This is a genomic window from Pseudomonas sp. DE0157, assembly GCF_007678615.1.
Taxonomy (GTDB): domain Bacteria; phylum Pseudomonadota; class Gammaproteobacteria; order Pseudomonadales; family Pseudomonadaceae; genus Aquipseudomonas; species Aquipseudomonas parafulva_B.
On the sequence record NZ_VEJN01000007.1, the window covers coordinates 221204 to 238600 of the forward strand.

Below are 17397 nucleotides of genomic sequence, written 5' to 3' on the forward strand. Positions count from 1 at the left end.
TGCGGCGCGCAGCGCTGCTCGACTGTCTTCAGGAAACACTTCATGTCTGCGTTTCGTCATACCGCACGCGCCGTCCTGCCCGTGCTCGCTGTTTATAGCCTCAGCCCTTTGTCATCGGCCATTGCCGAAACACGCGCTGCCGAGAACTCGACGCTAACCCTCGGTGCGGTCAGCGTGACCAGCACCGAAAGCGGCCCGCTGGCCACCAGCAGCGTGCTCAGTTCGGTGGATATTCTAGGCGGTGACATCCTCGAAAAAATGCCAGTCGCCTACAGCTGGGAGCTGTTGCGCAGGGCACCGGGGGTGATGCTCACCGAGTTCAACCAAGGCACCACCTCGGGCAAATTGTCGTTTCGCGGCTTCAATGGCGAAGGCGAAGTGAACGCGGTCAAGTTGCTGATCGATGGCATCCCCAGTAACACCAACGACGGCAACATGCCCTTCATCGACTCGGTGTTCCCCATGGACATCGACAGCATCGAAGTGGTGCGCGGCACCAGCGACCCGCGCTATGGCCTGAACAACATCGCCGGCAACGTCAATATCAACACCCGCACCGGCGGTAACTACAACAAGGCGCGCCTGCGCTACGGCAGCTTTAATACCCGAGAGGTGCAACTGGCCAAGGGCATCGAGACCAGCAACTGGACGCAGAACTACTTCTTCGCCCGCCAACAGGTCGACGGTTATCGCGACCACGCCGACACCGAACGCTACAGCTTCGGCGGCAAGTGGTTCTATACCCCTGACGATGGCAGCTACCGCCTTGGTCTGATCGCGCGCCACTACGAGTCCGAAGCCCAGGAAGCGGGCTACCTGACCGAGGACGACGCCCGCCATCATCCGCGCATGACCAATGACTACAACGCCACGGACAAAGGCACGCGGCGCATGAACCAGGTCAGCGTGCACTTCGACACCGACTTGGCCGACACCCTGTCCTGGTCGGCCAAGACCTACCTCAACACCTATGACGACCGTCGCTGGACCCAGTACTGGCGCACCAGTTCACAGCAGGAGCGCGACACCTACGAGGACCAGTACGGCGCCATCACCTCGCTGACCTGGCGACCACAGGTGGACTGGCTGCACGCCTTTGCGCTGGAAGGTGGAAGCGATGTGCAGGAGCAACAGAACCGCAGCGAGCGCTACCGTACCCAAGCGCGTGTACGCCAGGCGCAGACACGCGACCAGGACTTCGACTTCAACACAGTCGGTGCCTACGTACAGGCAGAGATCGAGCCGTTGGAGTCGCTCAAGATCGTGCCGGCCTACCGGGTGGACAAGATCAGTGGTGACTTCACCAACAAGATGACCGGACAGGGCTACGACATCAACGACTACGGGCTGATCAAGCAGCCCAAGCTCAGCATTGTCTATTCGCCATGGAAGTTTGCCAGCGTTTACGCCAACTGGGGTCGCACCTTCCAGGTCGGTACCGGCGCCGCAGCCTACAAGGTGCCGCCGCGCAACGAGGACTTGTCCCCTTCGATCAATGAAGGCTGGGAAACCGGCGTCAAGTTCACCCCAGCCAGCTGGGTCGATGGCCGTGTGGCCTATTGGCGCCAGGACGCCTCTGGCGAAGTGAGCCGGCGCCTGAACGACCCGAGTGGGGAGTCGGACAATGTCGGTGAGACACGGCGCTGGGGCTACGACCTGCAGGTCAACCTGCACCCGGATGAACGCACCGAGGTATGGATGTCGTACTCCTGGCAGTACTCCAAGATCCTCGAGCCCAGCAGCGCATTACCAGGTAGCAAGGGCCAGGAAATCGATCACGTGCCACATCACCTGTGGAATACCGGCATCAGCTACCAGGCTACTCCAAAGCTGCAGCTCACTGCCTGGGCGAACGGGCAGACCAACTACTACCTTGAGCGGGAGAACACCCAAGGTACCTATGGCGGCTACGTGCTGATGAACCTCGGGGCGACGTACAAACTCAGCGAAACCATGAGCGTGGACCTGCAGTTGAAGAACCTGACCAACCGCTACTACGAGTATGTCTGGTACGACCCCGATGGGGCAGATGCATCACTGCACTCACCCGGCGATGGCCGTGCGCTGTATGCAGGGCTCACCCTGGACTTCTGATGCAGGGCACGGCAAGCACCCCACGGTGGCTTGCCGTGTCGTTACCGCTTGAGCAACAGCATGAAGAACACCCCGCCCAGCGCTGCGGTAGCAATGCCGATCGGCAGGTCTTGCGGTGCGATCAGGGTGCGGGCGGCCACATCCACCCAGACTAGAAACACCCCACCCAGCAGCGCACTGACCGGCATCAACCGCCGATTGTCCGCCCCCACCAGCAAGCGCGCTACGTGGGGCACCATAAGGCCCACGAAACCGATGGCACCCGACAGCGAGACCAGCACCCCGGTCAACAATGACGTGCAGATGAACACCTCAAGCCGCAGGCGCCGGCCGCAGAAGCCCAAGCTGATCGCGGTCTGCTCGCCACTCATCAATGCATTCAGGCCGCGCCCCATCACTTGGAGCGCGCACAGTCCAAACAGCACGCACAGTGCCGGCAACCAGATGACCTCCCAGCGGGCAGCCCCCAGCCCACCCAGCATCCAGAACACCACCGAAGCCGCCGCGTGCTGGTCACCGGTATAGAGCAGCAGGTTGACCACGGCCATCAGCACGAAGGACACCGCCACCCCCGCCAACAGCAAGCGATCGCTTTCCAGGCGTCCGCCGCGGCGCGCCACGCCGATCACCAGCAGCATGCTCCCTGTCGCCCCCACGAACGCAGCCAGCGGCAGGCTGAGCACACCGACGAAGTCCCCGACGTAAAGCATCACCAGCACTGCGCCCAGCGCAGCGCCGGCGCTGACACCCAGCAAATGTGGGTCTGCCAGTGGGTTTCGGGTCACGGACTGCAGGGCCGTACCCACCAGGGCAAGCCCTGCCCCGACCAATGCGCCCAACAGTACACGCGGGGCACGGATGAGCCAGATGATGTGCGTCTGGCTCTTGCTGAGCGCAGGCCCCCAGTCGATGCCCATCTGTTGCGCGACGATCCCGATGACGTGGGTCAAGGGCACCGATGCCGGGCCAAATGCCAGCGACGCGACCAAAGACGCCACCAACAGGATGACCAGCACCACGGTCAGCCAGCCATAACACGCTGGGCTGCGCGCCAAGGTCATGGTGCCCCCGCTGCGAACAGCTCGGGATGCAAGGCGCGGGCGATTTTCTCCACGGCTTCGACGTTCTCAACCGAGGGGGTGACCTGCAGGTAGGTCAGTGGCACGAAGCGCTGCTCGCGGATGGCCCGTACGTCTTTCAACGCGGGCTGGTGCAACAGAAAATCACGTTTCTGCTGCCAGGTCCTGGGTCCGTAGTCGACGATCAGGATCACGTCAGGGTCGCGCTCTACCACGCTTTCCCAATTCACCTGGGTCCAGCTGGCGGCCACGTCGTCCATCACGTTCACGCCACCGGCTGCGTCGATCAGTGCCTGCGGCATGCCCAGGCGCCCCGATGTCAGCGGGCGATCTTCGCCGCTGTCGTACAAGAAGACCCGTGGTCGGTGTTGCGCCTGCCCTGCCCGCGCTTGCACCCCGGCGATCCGCTGGCGCATCTGCCCGATCAGCGCTTGGGCCTGGCGCTGGTGATCGAACATGCGCCCCAGGTTATCCAGGTCGCGATAGACATCATCGAAGCTCGCACGTTGGCCGGACATGACCCAAGCGCAGGACTCGCTCAACTCGTAGACCGGCACTCCAAAGGGCGCAAGCGTCGCGGGGGTCACCGCCCCTCCCACGTGCATGCCATAGTTCCAGCCGGCGAAGAACAGGTCGGCATCGACCGCCAGCAGCGTTTCAATGGAAGGATAACGGCTTGCCAGTTGTGGCACGCCCTCCAGCGCAGCGTCGATCCATGGGTCACGGTGTTTACTGCGGGTGAACCCTGTGTAGCCAATGATGCTGTCTCGCAGCCCCAGGTGCAGCAGCATGGCGGTCATGTTCACATCGTGCACCACCACCCGTTTGGGGGCCTTGCTGAACGTCACCAGGCGCTCGCAACTGCGCACGTTCAGCGGGTACTCGCTGGCCGTGGCAGGCAGCGCCAGCAGCAGCGTTATCAGGGCGATCAGAAAGCGAGCGTTCATGGTCGGGTTATCCAGGTAATGCGTGGGTAAGGGTGCAGCGGATGAAGGTCGACCAGCGCCTGGACACCAAACACCTCCTGGATCAGTTCGCGGGTCAGCACCTGCTGGGGCGTGCCGCTGACAAGGATTCGGCCAGCGTCGAGGACGTACAGCCGGTCACAGAATGCCGCAGCCAGGTTGAGGTCGTGGAAGCTGGCCAGGGTGCTCAGCCCCAGGCTGCGCAAGTGCTGCAGAAGCCCAAGTTGGTAATGCGGGTCGAGGTGGTTGGTCGGCTCGTCGAGAATCAGCAGCTCAGGGGCTTGCACCAGTGCCCGGGCCAACAGCACGCGCTGCTTCTCGCCTCCGGATAGCGAAGCGAACGTACGCTCGGCATGACCTGCCAGCCCAACCAGCACAAGCGTATGAGCGACCCTTTGCCGGTCCTCGGGCGTGTCGCCATCAAACAGGGCCTTGTGCGGCGTGCGCCCCATGCTCACCACCTCGGCAACGCTCAATCCGAATTCGCCAGGAAACTCCTGGAGCACCACCGCGATACGCTGCGCACACCAGCGCGGGCTGCGTTGCCAGATATCGACACCGCTCACGCTGACCCTGCCTGCAGTGGGTTGCGTGGCGCGATAGGCGCAACGTAGCAGGCTGGTCTTGCCACTGCCGTTGGGGCCGACAAGCCCTACGCACTCACCGTCGTCCACATGCAGGTCCACGCCTTGCAGGATCTGGCGCACCCTGCGCCCCGCCTCGGGCACTGCCCAGTGCAGGCCTTCGATACTCAGTCGAGTCATCGGATTCACTCCAGCAAGCACCGGCCCGAAGGCCGGTGGGACGGATCAGAAACGGTAATCGGCCGTGACGAAGAAAGACCGTGGTTCACCCAGGTACCACTGCCGGCCGTTATTTTCGGTGGTGGTGGCGTACTGACGATCGAACAGGTTGTTGAGCTGCAGGCCCAAGGTCAGGTCCGGCTTCACGTGCCAGTCAACGTTGGCGTCGACCACGGTGTAGCTCGGTACCTGCACGGTATTGGCATTGTCCCCATAGCGGCTGTCGACATACCGCGCTCCAGCCCCGGCACTGAACAACCGACCAAAGTCTTTGCTCAACCACAGGTTGGCCGACCGCCGTGGCACATCGATCGGCCGGTTGCCGCTGTAGTCGCTGTTGCCACTGGCAAATTCGTCGTACTCGGCGCGGACCCAGGCGGCGTTGGCCGAAAGCTGCACACCGTAGGGCAGGCGCAACGCCAGGGTGGCCTCGATGCCGTCCGAAGATTGCTGGCCGACCTGTTGCTGGACGGTGGGGTTGAGTGGATCGGTACTCAGGAGTTTCTTCTTGACGATGTGGTACGCTGCCAGTGTCCACTCGCCACGGCCTTCAGGCAGCATCTGCTTGACACCGACTTCGGTCTGTTTGGCGGTACTCAGGTCCCAGCTTTGTTGCGCTGCACTGAGCGTCAGCAAGTTGCTCACGCCTTCGGTGCTGGTGGCGTACTGACCATAGAGCGAGAGGTCCTCGGTCAGCGCGAACACCAGGCCCGCCCGCCAGTTGTCGCCACTCAGACTGCGATCGGTGCGGGTATCGGTGTCCAGATCGTCACGGTTCAGGTGCACCTGATCATGCCGCACACCGGTGATCAACGACAGGCGCTGGGTCAGTTGCGTGCGGTTTTCGGCGAACAGGGAGAATTGCCGGGCCTGGTTCGCTTCGCGCGAGCGGTAGGGGTCGGTGCTGATGTAATCGCCGCCGCCCGAGCCCCATAGCGGCACGGTATCTGTGTAGGTGTTGCCAAAATCATGCTTGCGCACGAAGCGGATCGCGTTGTAGTCCGCGCCAACCACGGTCTGGCTGTCCAGGCCGAACAGGGTGTGCTGCAGGGTGAACGATTGGCGATCCCCAATCTGTTCCTGGGTCTGCTTGATGCTGATGAAATTGCTGCGCTGCACCTGGTCGCCCGGCAGCCAAGTGTAGCTTTCGGCATTTCGCCACCGGCGCTGGGCCTTGAGGAAATACAGCTGGTTATTGGCGGTGAGGTTGTCGGTGATCACCCAGTCCGTGACCAATCGAGTGGACTGATCGTTGTAATGCACCTCGGCGTCGGCCACGTTGTAGTTGTGGTCACGAAGCGATTCACGGTAATGCCCATTGACCAGCGGCGTACCGAAATACTGTTGCGGGTCCTGGTCACCGTAGTCATGGCTGAGGGTGACGCTGAAATCGTCGTTCGGCTGCCAGCGCAATGAACCGCTGACAGCAACGCTGGCTGACTCACCACGGTCGACCCAGCCATTGCTGTGCAACTTGTTGAGGTTCAGGCGATAACTCAAGGTATCGGTCAGCGAACCGCCGCTGTCCAATGCCAACTGCCGACGATCATTGGAACCGTAGCCCAGGCGAACCTGGTTGCGAACCTCGCCGTCGAAGGGCTTTTTCGGCACTACGTTGATCACCGCACCGGTGGCGCCCTCCCCGTACAACACCGAAGCCGGGCCGCGCAGCACGTCGATGCGTTCTACTGACCAGGTGTCCACGGGAAACGTGACAGTGCCGGCGCCCACGTACAGGCGGGTGCCGTCATACAGCTGCATGGTCGAACTGTGCCCGGTGAAGCCACGGGCCGAAAGCGCAGTGCCGCCGTTGCCAGGCGTGCCGACGAAAGTGATGCCGAGGGTGCGGGTCACCGCGTCCTGCACCGTGGCGTTGTTGCGCCCGAGAATTTGCTCGGCGCCGATGCGGGTGACGCTGGCTGGCGTTTCCAAGGGCGTGAGGTTCAGGCGCGAACCGCTGGTGCCAGGAGTGTGCAGGTCCACGGGAGGGTTCTGCTCGGCAGTGCCGGTGATGGCTGTGGCGGGCAATGCCAGCGCATGGACATCTTCGGCTGCCTGAATCGGGACGGCCATGCACACACAGGGCACCAGGCTCGCACCTAGCAACGCCCCTTGAGGGGTAAGAAAAACACAATAGCGGGACATATCTTTCCACTTGCAGCAGGAATGAAAGAATCCCGGAGGGAACAACGCATGGGGAACGCGCAGGCGCACGCGCCCACGGAAACCGGCCTGCGCCCGCCCACCGCGGGTTTGCCAAACAAGGCTTCAGGCCGGTCTCCGGGCTCGCGAGGGTCATGATGCCGTCACCTTCCCATGCCGGTGGCACAGTGGTCTGTCGAAAGCATCGCTCGCATACCGTTGCGGGGGCAGCGCCGGACTGATCACCCTGGGGTGACGAACCGGCTTCCCGTTTCACCCCATGCACGGCGGCAGGGGGCACCTGAAACAGGCGCGCAGATGACCATCAAAATCGTTCCGGGTCAACATCTCGTGCCAATGGTCGTCAGTGATTAACCGCCGCCAGGCATCGACGAACGGCATTTCGATGATTCATACCGCCTGCTTGGCGGGCTTCAACCGAGCCTGCGAAAGCGTGTTCAGGCGGGCGCAGCGCTGGGTTGGAGAGCGATTGATCGGTGCCCTGAACAGGGCCGATGCCGGGGGGCTTGGGCTACTGGAAATCCTCGAAAATCGCACCAAAACCAAGCGCACACGCAAAGTTTTATTGAACGATCGGGCCTTGTACGCCCTCGAAAAACCCAGACCGCTCACCGAGGCGCGTTCAGATGATGTGTTCGCGCCCAGTGGGACAGACGACCGCTCGGCGCTGTTCAGACGCCCCGAAGCGAGTCAAAAACGTTACTGGCTGGCAGCTTCGCGGATGCTTGGTATCAGGCCCCGCAGGATGCACGACACGCGCCACACGTACGCAACCATGTGCCTGGTGGCCGGCATGAACCCGGCATTCATCGCCGCGCAACTCGGGCACAGCGTGCAGGTGCTGCTCTCCATGCGCCAGGTGGATCAACGCCCCAACGACTGGGCGCAGTTTGATCAGCCTAAGCATGCGGGAAGCAGTACAAATGCGGTACGCGCGAAAAGCCAGTGACGCCATGAGTGCCGAAACTCAAAGGGTTTACGTTACATGTGCGGACTAGCTGGAGAATTGCTTTTCACCCCCCTCGGTCAAGCCCCTCGCCCAGCCGACCTGGCTGCCGTTGAGCGAATCACTCATCACCTGGCGCCACGTGGCCCGGATGCGTGGGGCTTTTACAGCCAGGGGCCAATCGCCCTCGGCCACCGTCGCCTGAAAATCATGGACCTGTCCGACGGCTCGGCCCAACCCATGCAGGACAGCACCCTGGGCCTGTCACTGGCCTTCAACGGCGCCATCTACAACTTCCCCGAATTGCGCCAGGAGCTGCTGGACCTGGGCTATAGCTTCTGGTCCGACGGCGACACGGAGGTGCTGCTCAAGGGGTACCACGCCTGGGGCGAGGCCCTGCTGCCCAAGCTCAACGGCATGTTCGCCCTGGCTATCTGGGAGCGCGACAGCCAGCGCCTGTTCCTGGCCCGTGACCGCCTGGGCGTAAAGCCCCTGTACCTCTCGCGCAACGGCGAGCGCCTGCGCTTTGCATCGACCTTGCCGGCGCTGCTCAAAGGGGGCGACATCGACCCGATGCTCGACCCGGTGGCGCTGAACCACTACCTGAATTTCCATGCCGTGGTCCCGGCGCCGCGCACGCTGCTGGCCAACGTGCAAAAGCTCGAACCCGGCACCTGGATGCGCATCGACCGCCACGGCGAAGTCGAGCGCAGCACTTGGTGGCAACTCCAGTACGGCCCTAACCCGGATGAGCGTGACCTGACCCTGGAGGATTGGACCACACGGGTCCTTGACGCCACCCGCGATGCGGTTGCCATTCGCCAGCGCGCTGCGGTCGACGTGGGCGTGCTGCTCTCCGGCGGTGTCGATTCCAGCCTGCTGGTCGGCCTGCTGCGCGAAGTGGGCGTGGATGACCTGTCGACCTTCTCCATCGGTTTCGAGGACGCAGGCGGCGAGCGCGGCGATGAATTCCAGTATTCGGACCTGATCGCCAAGCACTACGGTACCCGCCACCATCAACTGCGCATTGCCGAGCACGAGATCATCGATCAGTTGCCTGCGGCGTTTCGCGCCATGAGCGAGCCGATGGTCAGCCATGACTGCATCGCCTTCTACCTGCTGTCGCGCGAAGTGGCCAAGCACTGCAAGGGCGTGCAGAGCGGCCAGGGCGCCGACGAGCTGTTTGCCGGCTACCACTGGTACCCGCAGGTCGATGGCGCCAACGATGCATTCGCGGCGTACCGCGAAGCGTTCTTCGACCGCAGCCATGCCGAATACCGTGACACCGTGCAGCCGGTCTGGCAGCTGGAGAACGATGCTGCTGGCGACTTCGTCCGTGAACACTTCGCCCGCCCTGGCGCTGACGCGGCCGTAGACAAGGCTCTGCGTCTGGACAGCACGGTGATGCTGGTGGACGACCCGGTCAAGCGTGTGGACAACATGACCATGGCCTGGGGCCTGGAGGCCCGTACGCCGTTTCTGGACTACCGCCTGGCAGAACTGTCGGCTCGCATTCCGGCACGCTTCAAGCTGCCCGACGGCGGCAAGCAGGTGCTCAAGGAGGCGGCGCGCCGGGTGATTCCGCATGAAGTCATCGACCGCAAGAAGGGTTACTTCCCGGTGCCTGGCCTCAAGCACCTCGAAGGCGCCACCCTGGGTTGGGTACGCGACCTGCTGACCGACCCGAGCCAGGACCGCGGCCTGTTCAATCCGGCCATGATCGACCGTCTGCTGAGCAACCCGCACGGCCAGCTTACCCCCCTGCGCGGTTCCAAACTGTGGCAGTTGGCGGCGCTGAACCTGTGGCTGACCGAACAAGGACTCTGAACCCATGAAAGCCCACGAAACGGCCTATGGCCAGCGCCTGCTGCGCGGCCAGGCGCCCTCTTACGAGCGCCTGCAGGCACGCCTTGCGGGCGATGGCAGCGAGCCCCACGACCAGCCACGTGCCCTGCACTGTGGCTGGGGACGGCTACTGATCGGGCATACCTATGCCGACCCGGCCAAACTGGCCGAAGACCTGTTGGGCGAATGCCGCGGCGAACGCGACATTGCCCTGTACGTGGCGGCGCCCCAGCAGGTGCTGGCCCACGCGCCGCAGCAACTGTTCCTGGACCCCTCGGACACCCTGCGCCTGTGGTTTACCGACTATCGCCCGGCACAACGGGTATTTCGCGGCTTTCGCGTGCGTCGGGCGCAAAACCCCAGTGACTGGCAAGCCATCAACACGCTCTACCAGGCACGCGGCATGCTGCCCGTGGACCCTGAGCTGCTCACCCCGCGGCACCTGGGCGGACCGGTGTACTGGCTGGCCGAAGACGAAGACAGTGGCGCGATCATCGGCAGTGTCATGGGCTTGAACCATGCCAAGGCCTTCGATGACCCGGAACACGGCAGCAGCCTGTGGTGCCTGGCCGTAGACCCGCACTGCACCCGTCCTGGGGTGGGTGAAGTGCTGGTGCGCCACCTGATCGAGCACTTCATGAGCCGCGGCCTGGCCTACCTGGACCTGTCGGTGTTGCACGACAACCGCCAGGCCAAGCGCTTGTACGAAAAACTGGGCTTTCGCAACCTGCCCACGTTCGCCGTCAAGCGCAAGAACGTCATCAACGAGCGCCTGTTCCTGGGCCCTGGCCCACAGGCTGACCTCAACCCCTATGCGCGCATCATCGTCGATGAGGCCCTGCGCCGGGGTATCGAGGTGCAGGTGTGCGACGCCGCTGCCGGTCTGTTTACCCTGAGCCTGGGCGGTCGCCGCGTACGCTGCCGGGAGTCGCTCAGCGACCTGACCAGCGCCGTGACCATGACCTTGTGCCAGGACAAGCGCCTGACCCAACACGCCCTGCACAATGCAGGTCTGCTGGTGCCGGCGCAGCAACTGGCCGGTAACGCCGATGACAACCTGGCGTTCCTCGAGGACCACGGCGCGGTCGTGGTCAAACCCGTGGATGGCGAACAGGGCCAAGGCGTTGCGGTCAACCTCACGACCATCGAAGACGTCACGCGTGCGGTCGAACACGCTCGACAGTTCGACAGCCGCGTGCTGTTGGAAAGCTTCCATGCCGGGCACGACTTGCGCATCGTGGTCATCGGCTATGAAGTGGTCGCGGCCGCGATTCGCCATCCGGCGCAGGTGATGGGCGATGGTACGCACAGCATCCGCGCGCTGATCGATGCACAAAGCCGGCGGCGCCAGGCGGCCACTGGCGGCGAAAGCAAGATCCCAGTAGACGGTGAGACCGAGCGCACGTTGGCCGCGGCCGGCTTTGGGTATGAGGATGTGTTGCCCGCGGGCCGCCAGCTGGCCGTGCGGCGCACCGCTAATCTGCACACCGGCGGCACGCTCGAAGATGTCACGGCACGCCTTCACCCTACCCTCGCCGATGCGGCCATCCGTGCAGCGCGGGCACTGGAGATACCCGTGGTGGGCCTCGATTTCATGGTCAAGGATGCCAGCGAACCCGACTACGTCATCATCGAGGCCAACGAGCGTGCAGGCCTGGCCAACCACGAGCCGCAACCGACGGCAGAACGCTTCATCGACCTGCTGTTCCCCCATAGCAGGCCGCTGGCCTGATACACCCATGCTTCGCTCGGACGGGAGCCCGGCGCCGGCGCCGGCACCGCTCCCGCTCGACCGTGACGACCGCATCACCCAACGCTTTTTCAACCGACCGGAGGCCTGGACATGTCTGAACGACATCCCGAACCCGATCTCGAGTACCTCAAGCGCGTCTTGCTGGAAATGCTCGCCATCCCCAGCCCTACAGGCTTCACCGACACCATCGTGCGCTACGTGGCCGAGCGCCTGGACGAGCTGGGCATTCCCTACGAACTGACCCGACGCGGCACCATTCGCGCCACCGTCAAAGGGCGTCAAAGCTCCCCGGACCGCGCCGTCTCCGCGCACCTGGACACCATCGGCGCCAGCGTGCGCCAGGTGCAGGACAACGGTCGCCTGGCCCTGGCGCCGGTGGGCTGCTGGTCCAGCCGCTTCGCCGAAGGCAGCCGCGTCAGCGTGTTCACCGATGCAGGCGTATTTCGTGGCAGCGTACTGCCACTGATGGCCAGCGGGCATGCCTTCAATACCGCCATCGACCAGATGCCCATCAGTTGGGATCATGTGGAAGTGCGCCTGGATGCCTACTGTGCCACCCGTGCCGATTGCGAGGCGCTGGGCATAGGGATCGGCGACTTCGTGGCCTTCGACCCGCTGCCCGAGTTCACCGACAGCGGGCATATCAGCGCCCGCCACCTGGACGACAAGGCCGGGGTCGCTGCCTTGTTGGCCGCCTTGAAAGCCGTGGTGGAAAGTGGCCGCCAGCCGCTGATCGATTGCCACCCGCTGTTCACCATCACCGAAGAAACCGGCTCGGGAGCCGCCGGCGCTCTGCCCTGGGATGTCAGCGAGTTCGTCGGGATCGACATCGCCCCGGTCGCGCCCGGCCAGGCCTCCAGTGAGCACGCCGTCAGCGTGGCCATGCAGGATTCGTCCGGGCCGTACGACTACCACTTGTCTCGACACCTGCTCAAGCTCGCAGGCGAACAGGAATTGCCGGTACGCCGCGACCTGTTCCGCTACTACTTCAGTGATGCCCATTCGGCGGTGACCGCGGGCCATGACATCCGCACGGCGCTGGTCGCCTTCGGCTGCGATGCCACCCACGGCTATGAGCGCACGCACATCGACAGCCTGGCCGCGTTGAGCCAATTGTTGTCGGCCTACCTGTTGAGCCCGCCCGTATTTGCCAGCGACTCGCAGCCAGCCAATGCGTCACTTGAGCGCTTCAGTCATCAGCTCGAACACGATGCGCAGATGGAGAGCGACACGCGCGTGCCGGCGGTGGACAGCCTGGTCGGTCAGAAGACCTGACAGCAAGTGCGGGACCGCCTGGCGGGCGGTCCCTGCGCCATCGAAATCGCGTAGGATGCCTACAACTCATTCAGACACGTTACCCATGCTGATTCCCTACGAACACCTGCAAGCCGACACCCTCACCCGCCTGATCGAGGACTTCGTGACCCGCGACGGCACCGACAATGGTGATGACACGCCGTTGGAAACCCGTGTACTGAGGGTCCGCCAGGCGCTGGCCAAGGGGCAGGCGTTCATCCTGTTCGACCCTGAAAGCCAGCAGTGCCAGCTGCTGGCCAAGCACGACGTGCCTCGCGAACTGCTGGAGTAAGGCACATGCGGGACGACTTCCAGGCGGCCTTATGAAGCCTTGTGCGCCCGGCGCGCCCTGGTACATTGCGTTTCCTTGATGCGCCTGTAGACTTCGGCGCGGTGCACCGGCACCTCCCGGGGTGCATCGACACCGAAGCGCACCACCCCGTCCCGGGTCTCTACCACCATGATTCGGATGTCATCGCCGATCATGATGACCTCACCCACTTCGCGTCCTATTACCAACATGTTCCGGTTCTCCAGCGAAAGGGAAAACCGGAGCGTGCAGCTTCGCCATTTGGCTACTCAATACTTCCACCCTCATTCAGAAAGACCCGACACGGCTAGGAAACCTTTCTTACAGAGCCGCCCTACTGCTTAACGGGTTCGGGCCTTCGCACGCATCTTCACTGCCATGTCGGCCATTTCATCGTACAGCCGTTCAGGTGCCTGGCATTTCAACGCCCAGGCCTGGCGCCCCGCTTCGTGGGGCAGGATCAGAAACTGCCCGTCAGCCACCTGTTGGTAGATGCACTCGGCGATATCGCTGGCACTGATGGGCGAGCCTTCCAGCAACTTGCCAACCTGCGCTTTCATGGCCGGGTCCGGCCCACGGAACGAATCCAGCAGGTTGGTCTGGAAAAATGACGGGCAGACCACGTGCACACCCACCCCAAGTTGGCGCAGCTCCACCAGCAGGCTTTCCGAGAGCGCCAGCACTCCCGCCTTGGCGACGTTGTAATTGCTCATGCCTGGGCCCTGCATGAGCGCTGCCATGGAGGCGATGTTGACGATGCGCCCTTTGCTGCGCTCAAGCAGCGGCAGAAAAGCCTTGCAGCCCTTGACCACGCCCATGAGGTTTACCGAGATCTGCCAGTCCCAGTCTTCGAGCGACAACTCGGCGAAGAACCCGCCTGATGCCACCCCGGCGTTATTGACGATCACATCGATGCCGTCGAAGTGCTCCTCGCACGCCTGTGCCAGCGCGGTGAGCTGGCTGTAGTCGCGTACATCGCACCGTTGCACGAACCCGTCCCCGCCCGCGGCACGCACCATTTCAAGCGTCTGGCGTAGGCCAGCCTCGCTGATGTCGGCCAACGCCAGGCGCCAGCCTTCGCGCGCCCAACGCAGGGCAATTTCGCGGCCCAGCCCGGAGCCTGCGCCAGTGATCATGATGCGCTTATGCATGGCGACTGCCTTTTTTCAGAGGGTGTGGCCCCAGTCTAATCAAGCCGATGCCCAGGGCGGGTGCTTATCAGGCAAGTGAATGAGCGGCCATGAACCGCCCGCTGCGCACAAAGACGGGGCGATGGCCAACACGCCGATGGAATCTTTCACAAGCGGCGTCGGTCATTAATTACAAGAGGCCGGCAACCTGGGCCCTTGACCCTCAACCACGCAAGGACTCCTCCATGACCACGATTCTCATCATCATCCTGATCCTCCTGTTGATTGGCGGCTTGCCGGTGTTCCCGCACTCGCGCAGCTGGGGTTATGGCCCGTCCGGCATCGTCGGTGTGGTGCTGGTGATCTTGCTGGTGTTGTTGTTGCTCGGCATGATCTAGTGAAGCAAAAAAAACCGCGCCGAGGCGCGGTTTTTTCATGCCTGCGAATCAGTGCGATACCGCCCCTGAAGCGCCCAGGCCAGTCTGCGAGCGCACGAACTGCGGGAAGAACAGCGCCCGCTCGTTTTCGGCAGCCGTGGACTTGTCGGTGATCGAGAAGAACCAGATGCCCACGAAGGCGATCAGCATCGAGAACAAGGCTGGGTACTCGTAAGGGTAAATGGCTTTCTCGTGGCCAAGGATCTGCACCCAGATGGTCGGGCCGAGCACCATCAGCGTCACTGCACTGATCAGGCCTAGCCAGCCGCCAATCATGGCGCCACGGGTGGTCAGTTTCTTCCAGTACATCGAGAGCAGCAGTACGGGGAAGTTGCAGCTGGCCGCAATGGAGAAGGCCAGGCCCACCATGAAGGCGATGTTCTGCTTCTCGAACAGGATGCCCAGTCCGATGGCCAGGACGCCCAGCGCAACGGTGGTGATCTTCGAGACGCGGATTTCGTCCTTGTCGTTGGCCTTGCCCTTGCGCCACACGCTGGCGTACAGGTCATGGGACACCGCCGAGGCGCCCGCCAGGGTCAGGCCTGCCACGACCGCCAGGATGGTGGCGAAGGCCACGGCCGAGATGAAGCCCAGGAACACACTTCCGCCCACGGCATTGGCCAAGTGCACGGCGGCCATGTTGTTACCGCCCAGCAAGGCGCCGGCTGCGTCCTTGAAGTCCGGGTTGGTGCTGACCAACAGGATCGCGCCGAAGCCGATGATGAAGGTCAGGATGTAGAAGTAACCGATGAAACCGGTGGCGTAGAGCACGCTCTTGCGGGCTTCCTTGGCATCGCTGACGGTGAAGAAGCGCATCAGGATGTGTGGCAGACCAGCCGTACCGAACATCAGGGCCAGGCCCAGCGAGAAGGCCGAGATGGGGTCCTTGACCAGACCGCCGGGGCTCATGATGGCCTCGCCCTTGGCATGCACCTTGATGGCTTCGGAGAACAGGGTGTTGAAGTCAAAGCCTACGTGCTTCATCACCATCAGCGCCATGAAGCTTGCACCCGACAGCAACAGCACCGCCTTGATGATCTGTACCCAGGTAGTGGCCAGCATGCCGCCGAACAGCACGTACAGGCACATCAGGATACCGACCAGAATCACGGCCACGTGGTAGTCCAGGCCGAACAGCAGTTCGATCAACTTGCCTGCACCTACCATCTGTGCGATCAGGTAGAAGGCCACCACCACCAGCGACCCTGAGGCGGACAGGGTGCGGATCTGCTTTTGCCCCAGGCGATAGGAGGCGACGTCGGCGAAGGTGTATTTGCCCAGGTTACGCAGGCGCTCGGCGATCAGGAAAAGGATGATCGGCCAACCTACCAGGAAGCCAATGGAGTAGATCAAGCCATCGTAGCCGGAGGTGAACACCAAGGCGGAAATACCCAGGAACGAGGCTGCCGACATGTAGTCGCCGGCAATGGCCAGGCCGTTCTGGAACCCGGTGATGCGACCACCGGCAGCGTAGTAGTCCGAGGCGGACTTGTTGCGCTTGGAAGCCCAGTAGGTGATGCCCAGGGTGAAGGCCACGAAGGCCACGAACATGGCGATGGCAGAAACGTTCAGCGGTTGTTTCTGCACCTCGCCGGTCAGGGCATCGGCAGCCCACACGGCGGGTGCAAAGACGCCGCAGGCCAGAACGGCCAGTGTCTTGGCAGGACGAATCATTGTTGCGCCTCCTTCAGGATGGCCTTGTTCAACTCATCGAATTCGCCGTTGGCACGGCGCACATAGATGGCGGTCAGGACAAATGCCGAGATGATCAGCCCGACGCCCAGGGGAATGCCCCAGGTGATCGATGAATCAGGGCTGATCTTGGCGCCCAGTATCTGGGGGCCGTAGGCGATCAGAAGGATGAAAGCGCAATAGAGCCCGAGCATGATCGCCGAGAGTATCCAGGCGAACCGTTCGCGCTTGCTGACCAGCTCCTTGAAACGGGGGCTGTTTTGTATCGAGAGGTAAATGCTGTCGTTCATTGTTTTTGTCCTAGCAGCACAGAGAGGGAATGTAACCCACACCCTTACTTTATGCGGCTGTTGGACGGCAACCAGACGACCTTAGTCTTAGATGCAACGGTGTTTTACCGATTGCGTAACAACGCGGGCGACCAACGTGGGTTTGGCAGGGTCTGCCAGTGGGCGCCATGGTGCTTGTAGGGCGTCACTAAAGCGTTGGGTCCCAACTCCCCGCAGGCAGGATCTGTGCCTGACCTCGTGTATAGAGAGCCCCCGGATCATTGCCCAGCACAGAGCGTACAGAGATGTCGATAAATCGGACTTCGCACTACATCTGCTCCAAGGTTGTAGGCGGCGAGGGTGTGGTGGTCGGTGGGTTATTAGTAATCTGCTACGTGGCTTATAGTGTGCCCATCGTTTGAATCGAACCACCTTGAATTTTCCATAACTGCAAATAAGCAATCTAGCAACTCAGAAGATCTTGTTAAGGCACTCTATGCCCCTGCTGTTGATCTTGATCTTGATCTTGATCTTGATCTTGATCTTCGCGACTTCAGAAGGCCGAACGCAGGGCTTGCGGAGGGAGGTGACAGGCATGGATGCCTGTCAAGCGCT

15 protein-coding genes and 1 riboswitch are annotated in these 17397 nt (G+C 62.6%); of the genes, 7 read left to right on the top strand and 8 right to left on the bottom strand.

All coding sequences use genetic code 11. The annotated features are described in order from the left end of the window. The first annotated feature begins 42 nt into the window (after nt 1-42). Nucleotides 43-2094, top strand: coding sequence for a TonB-dependent receptor (locus FS777_RS11770; protein WP_145255618.1), 2052 nt, complete (start codon nt 43-45; stop codon nt 2092-2094). Between the two features lie 41 nt (nt 2095-2135). Here the strand turns inward: FS777_RS11770 and FS777_RS11775 are convergent, their stop codons facing one another. Genes FS777_RS11775 through FS777_RS11790 form a run of 4 tightly spaced genes read right to left on the bottom strand, consistent with a single transcriptional unit; the run spans nt 2136 to nt 7086 of the window. Continuing rightward, nucleotides 2136-3155 (bottom strand): iron ABC transporter permease, encoded by a 1020-nt coding sequence (locus FS777_RS11775; RefSeq protein WP_058637562.1) that lies wholly within the window; start codon nt 3153-3155, stop codon nt 2136-2138. Beyond that, complete coding sequence (locus tag FS777_RS11780; RefSeq protein ID WP_081321275.1) at nt 3152-4120, bottom strand: ABC transporter substrate-binding protein; 969 nt, start codon at nt 4118-4120, stop codon at nt 3152-3154. The genes FS777_RS11775 and FS777_RS11780 overlap by 4 nt, the downstream gene beginning before the upstream one ends. Continuing rightward, entirely contained in the window at nt 4117-4902 is a 786-nt protein-coding gene (locus FS777_RS11785; protein ID WP_058637560.1) for an ABC transporter ATP-binding protein, read from the bottom strand. The genes FS777_RS11780 and FS777_RS11785 overlap by 4 nt, the downstream gene beginning before the upstream one ends. Before the next feature lie 45 nt (nt 4903-4947). After that, complete coding sequence (locus tag FS777_RS11790) at nt 4948-7086, bottom strand: TonB-dependent siderophore receptor (RefSeq protein WP_058637559.1); 2139 nt, start codon at nt 7084-7086, stop codon at nt 4948-4950. Nucleotides 7087-7194: 108 nt separating this feature from the next. After that, nucleotides 7195-7403, bottom strand: a riboswitch (cobalamin riboswitch). An 86-nt stretch (nt 7404-7489) separates the two neighbouring features. On the opposite strand from FS777_RS11790, the gene FS777_RS11795 reads away from it, so the two are divergent. The 5 genes from FS777_RS11795 to FS777_RS11815 all read left to right on the top strand — a co-directional run bounded on the left by FS777_RS11795 (nt 7490) and on the right by FS777_RS11815 (nt 13236). Beyond that, nucleotides 7490-8053 (top strand): tyrosine-type recombinase/integrase, encoded by a 564-nt coding sequence (locus tag FS777_RS11795; protein ID WP_058637558.1) that lies wholly within the window; start codon nt 7490-7492, stop codon nt 8051-8053. Nucleotides 8054-8089: 36 nt separating this feature from the next. Further along, complete coding sequence (locus tag FS777_RS11800) at nt 8090-9877, top strand: N-acetylglutaminylglutamine amidotransferase (RefSeq protein WP_145255624.1); 1788 nt, start codon at nt 8090-8092, stop codon at nt 9875-9877. Between the two features lie 4 nt (nt 9878-9881). Continuing rightward, nucleotides 9882-11627: an N-acetylglutaminylglutamine synthetase gene (ngg, locus tag FS777_RS11805; RefSeq protein ID WP_058637556.1), complete on the top strand. Its 1746-nt coding sequence runs from the start codon at nt 9882-9884 to the stop codon at nt 11625-11627. Nucleotides 11628-11738: 111 nt separating this feature from the next. Continuing rightward, nucleotides 11739-12923, top strand: a complete 1185-nt coding sequence (locus FS777_RS11810; RefSeq protein ID WP_145255627.1) for an osmoprotectant NAGGN system M42 family peptidase — start codon at nt 11739-11741, stop codon at nt 12921-12923. 85 nt (nt 12924-13008) lie between these two features. Then, nucleotides 13009-13236: a YheU family protein gene (locus FS777_RS11815; protein WP_023533767.1), complete on the top strand. Its 228-nt coding sequence runs from the start codon at nt 13009-13011 to the stop codon at nt 13234-13236. Between the two features lie 29 nt (nt 13237-13265). Here the strand turns inward: FS777_RS11815 and csrA are convergent, their stop codons facing one another. Next, a complete protein-coding gene (gene csrA / locus FS777_RS11820; protein WP_058637555.1) occupies nt 13266-13466 on the bottom strand; it encodes a carbon storage regulator CsrA in 201 nt (66 codons plus the stop codon). Nucleotides 13467-13595: 129 nt separating this feature from the next. Beyond that, nucleotides 13596-14405, bottom strand: coding sequence for an SDR family oxidoreductase (locus tag FS777_RS11825; protein WP_145255630.1), 810 nt, complete (start codon nt 14403-14405; stop codon nt 13596-13598). A 224-nt stretch (nt 14406-14629) separates the two neighbouring features. Between FS777_RS11825 and FS777_RS11830 the strand changes: the two genes are divergently transcribed. After that, nucleotides 14630-14782, top strand: coding sequence for a DUF3309 family protein (locus FS777_RS11830; RefSeq protein ID WP_012271016.1), 153 nt, complete (start codon nt 14630-14632; stop codon nt 14780-14782). A 48-nt stretch (nt 14783-14830) separates the two neighbouring features. Here FS777_RS11830 and FS777_RS11835 read toward each other — a convergent pair whose 3' ends face one another. Both FS777_RS11835 and FS777_RS11840 read right to left on the bottom strand, forming a co-directional pair. Further along, on the bottom strand, nt 14831-16495 hold the full coding sequence (locus tag FS777_RS11835) for a cation acetate symporter (protein ID WP_058637553.1): 1665 nt from the start codon (nt 16493-16495) through the stop codon (nt 14831-14833). Next, a complete protein-coding gene (locus FS777_RS11840) occupies nt 16492-16803 on the bottom strand; it encodes a DUF485 domain-containing protein (protein WP_058605639.1) in 312 nt (103 codons plus the stop codon). Before FS777_RS11840 ends, FS777_RS11835 begins: the two co-directional genes overlap by 4 nt. Nucleotides 16804-17397 lie beyond the last annotated feature (594 nt).